The following is a 5,609-nucleotide window of genomic DNA, read 5'->3' on the forward strand; positions in this document are numbered from 1 at the left end:
ATCCGGGTCTCCTAATCGCCCACAGGATAGCAGTCATCCTCGGGGGAGGATAGAAGGGGCTGCCTCAAATATGGGCAAAGCCCGGTGGTGGCGCGGGGCTTTGCGGTTCTGCCCGCGGGCCCGGGCGAATTGCGTCCCGGCATCAACGGCGGCGCCATCGAAACCTCGATCATGCTGGCGCGCAGGGCTGGCTGGTCCATCGCTGCCGGTACGCCGTTGTCGACCGCGCGATCACGTCCGCCAGTTCGATGCCTGAGGCAATTAGAACCACGGGGTTCGCACCCGCTACTGATTGAAAGATGGAAATTTGCGCTCACCCGCGCCCGTCTTCCCGTCCGACACGCGGGCCTCATCGACCTCGTGTCGCACTGGCCCCCGCCTGGCCGCCCCGGGGCCGGGCCATCGCGCTTCTTGCGGTGGCTCATCCCTCGACGGGCGCGATTGACATAGCATAGGGTGGTACCCTATATCGGCCTCCATGACACATACCATCCGAGAGAAAAAGAAGCTGTTGGCGCGGGTCGGACGGATTCGCGGGCAGGTCGAGGCGCTTGAGCGCTCACTCAATGAGGAGACCGACTGCGCGCGCATCATGCACATGATCGCCGGAATTCGCGGCAGCGTTGCGGGATTGATGGCCGAAGTGGTCGAGGACCATATACGCACGCATCTTGTTGACCCGAAGAAAAATCGCGGCGCTCTCAATGCCGATGCGGCCGAGCAGCTGATTGACGTCGTCCACACTTATCTGAGGTGAACCTCATGGCCGATTCACGACCGGCGTTTCAGCCTGCAGCGCACGCGCATGTCTTCCTGGGCCCTGATCATGAGACGGCCGAACGCCGCACCTGGGCGGTGATCATACTCTGCAGCGTCATGATGTTCGCGGAGATCATCGGCGGCGTGCTGTTCGGCTCGTTGGCGTTGATTGCCGACGGACTGCACATGTCGACGCATGCTGGTGCTTTACTGCTTGCCGCGCTGGCCTACAGTTTTGCACGCAAATACGCTTATGACCGGAGTTTTACGTTCGGCACCGGCAAGTTCGGCGATCTTGCCGGATATTCCAGCGCCATTGTGCTGGCGATGATTGCGCTCTTGATCGCCTACGAGGCGGTCGAGCGGCTGCTCAACCCGGTCCCGATCAGTTTTCGGGAGGCGATCCCGATCGCGTTCCTTGGCCTTGCCGTCAATGTCGCGAGCGCCTGGCTTCTGTCCGGCGGGCCTGGTCACGATCATCATCATGCGCATGGTCACGACCATGGCCATCACCACGACCATGACGACGAGGTCCGCCGCGTTGCGTTCGAGCGCTCGTCGATCGAGGTCGAGATTTTCGAGAATGATGTGCCGCCGCGCTTTCGCGTCTACGCGGCCGCTGGCGCTTTGCCGGCGGCATCCGAGCTCTCGATCGAGACTGTGCGCGAGGACGGCAGCCGGCAGCTGTTCGCGCTTGAAGATCGCGGGGCATTTCTCGAATCGCGCGACGAGATCCCTGAACCGCATGCATTCGTGGCCAGGCTCCACCTTGCCGGCGAAGACCGCCAGGAGGAGCGCGAGCTCCGCTTTGAGGAGCACGAGCATGACACCGCGGATGGTGCCCATCATCGCGACAACAACATGCGCGCGGCGGTGGTCCACGTCATGGCGGACGCGGCCGTGTCGGTGCTCGTGATCATTGGGCTGTTATTGGCGCGCGCCTTTGGCTGGCTCTGGATGGATCCGCTGGCCGGCCTGATCGGCGCAGCCGTCATCGCGAACTGGTCGGTCGGCCTCTTGCGCGACACTGGCGCGATCCTGCTCGACCGCACACCGGATGCACGGATCGCCGAGAGGGTCCGGCAGGTGGTCGAAAGCGAGGGCGACCGCGTCACCGACTTGCATCTCTGGCGGCTCGGCCCCGGCCATCTCGGCGCCATCGTGTCGGTGGCGACCACCAAGGCGCGCGAAGCCGCGCATTATCGGCAGCGGCTCGCCCGGTTCGCCGACCTGTCGCACGTCACGGTGGAGGTACAACACGCGCCTTCGGCCAGCACCTGAATAACCCAGCGCGCAATGCTTCAGAGATATCCGAGGACTCTTCCGAAATCGTTCAGCGCGGCAGTGCTCTGCATGCGGTCGTGACGCTGCCTTGGCTCGCTATCTGATATCGGCCGGACCGCGGCACGCATGGGTCTGGGGATCGCGGATGCGACCTCTGCCACAGCCGACAACGAGATCGCTCGCGGATACTTTGGGCACTGAACCGCCGGGAACCGCAGATGCAGCACCAACCGTAATCGCGGCAGTCTGGAAAGCCGGCCTGGTCTGAAACGATCCTGCAGCTTGGCAATCTGACCAGGTTAAGGCCGTGGAAGCGAACATCAGCGACAAGAAGGCGATTCGGCCCATTGGAGTTCCCGCTAATCTGAATAGCAATTTTAGAGACGAATGAGGCGGAAGTACAACACAACGTCGCCCGGCTGCGAACGTCTCGCATTGGACGTGGAACTGTTTCAAGCTCTTGGATCCGCGCCGACCGTCCAGTTGTAATCCGAACTCTCGTCCGGCCTGCCGGACGATGTATGGATTTGCAGCATCCGTCGACGCCGTCGGGCTGCGAACGAAAAAGTGCTACCGGCCTCCTATCACCAGAAGCTCCTGGGCGATCTGGGTGCACGGCCGCCTATCTTCGATGATCTCGATGACGGTCCCAATCTGGCTAGCGCGCAGTCCGATTCTGAAATGCGCATCCTTCGAAATGTGCATCCCCTATCTGGGGATACTCTTCCGCGTGTTTGAATCAACGGCCGACCAGCAAGTTATTGCCGGCGGAGTTCCCGGTTTGAGGTTTGCCAAAATGATCGCGGTGGGTGGATGGCGAACGACAAGTCCGCTCCATTCGCGCGACTGCAAGCAGTCGGTGATGAGAGATTCGTCAGCGGTCTCTTCTATCCTCCCCGGAGGATAAGCCAGACGCTTGACTTCGGCACACGGCAGGCCTAGTGAGCGATCGAAGTCCTTGAGAACGATTGTTCGAAGGACCGACGTCTCAAACTTGATGAAAGAGCCATGGGCAGTACCCCCTATGGCAATGTCATGCCGATCACTTCGATCGGACTGGTGTTGCCGCCACACGTTGGGATTGATCGCGACGGCGGCAGCCGCGCGAGCGTGGGTGGTCAGACTAGCTGACCGCAGCTCGCTCACTCTGCCGCATAGCGGTAACAGAGGTGAGCGATGTTCGGGAAACTCGCAAAATTCGGAAACCGTCACTCACGGCTGGCGCTGTGCGTGACCGCGCATGGCAAGGACACCAATCCCGGCGCTCGTCGAGGCAAGCAGCAGCAGCAGCAGCACGGATCGCCGTGGCTCGTATGCCGCTGCGGACCGACTTGTCGCTGGGAGCTTGAAGAATCTGATCGACCCAATCCATCGTTGCAGGGCGATCGACTGCCGGTCTCGCCTCTTCGCAAAACTGTCTTCAAAAGGTCTTATCAGAGCAGTCTTGCCGCAACGTCGCTGAGCCAGGCCTGGCCCGGATCAAACGCGCCTGCACGTGCTTGCCACGCGAATGAGCATTTGCTTGCGCCTTCTGTGTTGCAGGCACGTCACTGGAGGATGCGATCCAACGTGGCTTCCGGCCCGCTTCCTTCCAACCACAATAAATCAGCGATAGGGTCTGGCAGCGAGTGCTTTGCAAGAGTGCCGGGCAATGAGTTCGCCTGCGCCTTTCGCCTCTGCCAGCGACAGGCGCGGGGGCTGGCATCGGAGCCAGAGCATCGGGGCAATGCAGGGGATATCGGCATGATGGGGGTCATGACGAAAGCGACCATGGCGACGTTTTCGCTCGCAAAGGATCGCGCGACAGCCGGCCGGGTCCGGCTATCGGCGCCGCTTGCCGCGGCACTGGGGATGCTTGCACTGGGTCGGCCCGCGCTCGCCGCGGACCTGCCGGTCAAAGCGCCCGTGCCCTACACGTCGACGGCTTACGATTGGAGCGGCTGGTACATCGGCGCTCATGCGGGCGTGATTAGGGGCTCGTCGAACTGGACCTCAACGCCGCTCGGCCCCGCTGGGCCCACCTTGAATGGCTCCTTCGATCTTCCCTTCCATTTCGATTTCATGGCCGGCACCGGCAGTTATGTGATGGGGCTCCAGGGCGGCTACAACTACGTTCTGCCGTCGCGCGTGATGCTCGGCATCGAGGGCGACGCCAGCTTCCCCAATTCGGACGTGGTGCCCCCCTTTTCGGTGCAAGGTAGCCAGACCGTGGCCTCGCCGCAGATCGGTCAGGTGACCTATGGCGAGGCGATCATTCACTACGGCAGCATTCGCGGCCGGGTCGGGTACGCGTTCGATCACCTGCTGCTGTACGGAACGGGCGGGTTCGCCTGGACCTATGATCAGGTAACGCGGTCCCAGGATGCCGCCCCCCTTGCAGGAAGCTTCGCGGCGCCGGGCACCGTCGAAACCGCGCTCTTGTGGCGGCTTGGATGGGTCGCAGGCCTTGGCGTGGAAATTCCCATCGCCGGCAACTGGACGGCGAAGGCCGAATTCCTTGAGACCGGTTATGGCCGCAAGAGCGCGTTCTTCGCGGCATCGGCGGATACCTTCGCATCCAGTCTTGCAATGCAAAGCGTCCGGGTCGGAGTGAACTACAAGATCGGCGATATCAATCCCATACCCGAGCTTATCACCAAGACCCCTGCGGCCTTGGAGACGGATCGCTTCGCCTTCCACGCCCAGGCGACCTTCCTGAACCAGTACACGCCGCCGTTTCGGTCGCCCTATGTCGGCACCAACAGTCTCAACCCGAACCAGGGCCGCGAGACCTTCGACGTAACGGCATACGCCGGTATGCGACTCTGGGACGGCGCCGAAATCTGGGTCAATCCGGAGATCGATCAGGGTTTTGGCTTGAGCAACTCCACTGGAGCGGCGGGCTTCCCGAGCGGTGAGGCCTACAAGGTCGGAGCGAGCTATCCCTACACCCGTCTGCACCGGGCGTTCATCCGACAGACGATCGATCTCGGTGGCGATGTTCAGGACGTCAGCGCGGGATTCAACCAGTTCTCCGGCAAGCAAACGTCGGACCGGCTGGTGATCACGGTCGGAAAGATGGGCGTGCCCGATATCTTCGACACCAACAAATACGCGCATGACCCCCGCGGCGATTTCATGAACTGGTCGCTGATCGACACCGGAACGCTCGACTATGCGGCCGATGCCTGGGGCTATTCGGTCGGCGGCGCTATTGAATGGTATACCGGTCCATGGACCTTCCGCGGCGGCGTATTCGACCTTTCGGTTACGCCGAACTCTACCGCCCTGGATTCCCGCTTCGGGCAATTCCAGTGGGACGGCGAAATCGAGCGTCGCTACTCGATCTTCGGCCAGCCGGGCAAGGTGGCCGTCACCGGATTTTTGAGCCGCGGCCGAATGGGGAGCTTCCAAGATGCGATCCTGCTCGCTGCTGCGACCGGAACGCCCGCCGATATCACCGCCGTCCGCCGCTACCAGAGCCGCGGCGGCATCGGCATGAATCTCGAGCAGCAGCTTAGCGACAATATCGGTTTCTTCGCCCGCGCGGGATGGGCCGATGGCCGCAAGGAGCCGTTCGATTTCAC

Annotated in this window: 3 protein-coding genes; all 3 read left to right on the forward strand. The window is 62.2% G+C overall.

The genetic code is table 11. The annotated features are described in order from the left end of the window. Window positions 1-478: 478 nt before the first annotated feature. Window positions 479-757, forward strand: coding sequence for a metal/formaldehyde-sensitive transcriptional repressor (locus JOZ76_RS17975; RefSeq protein WP_291700321.1), 279 nt, complete (start codon window positions 479-481; stop codon window positions 755-757). A 5-nt stretch (window positions 758-762) separates the two neighbouring features. After that, window positions 763-2,040: a CDF family Co(II)/Ni(II) efflux transporter DmeF gene (gene dmeF, locus JOZ76_RS17980; RefSeq protein ID WP_291700323.1), complete on the forward strand. Its 1,278-nt coding sequence runs from the start codon at window positions 763-765 to the stop codon at window positions 2,038-2,040. Between the two features lie 1,758 nt (window positions 2,041-3,798). Further along, window positions 3,799-5,609 (forward strand): carbohydrate porin (locus JOZ76_RS17985; RefSeq protein WP_291700325.1); only part of this gene is annotated, 1,811 nt, incomplete at its 3' end.

Origin of the sequence: Bradyrhizobium sp. (genome assembly GCF_019244115.1) — a bacterium.
Lineage (GTDB): Bacteria > Pseudomonadota > Alphaproteobacteria > Rhizobiales > Xanthobacteraceae > Bradyrhizobium.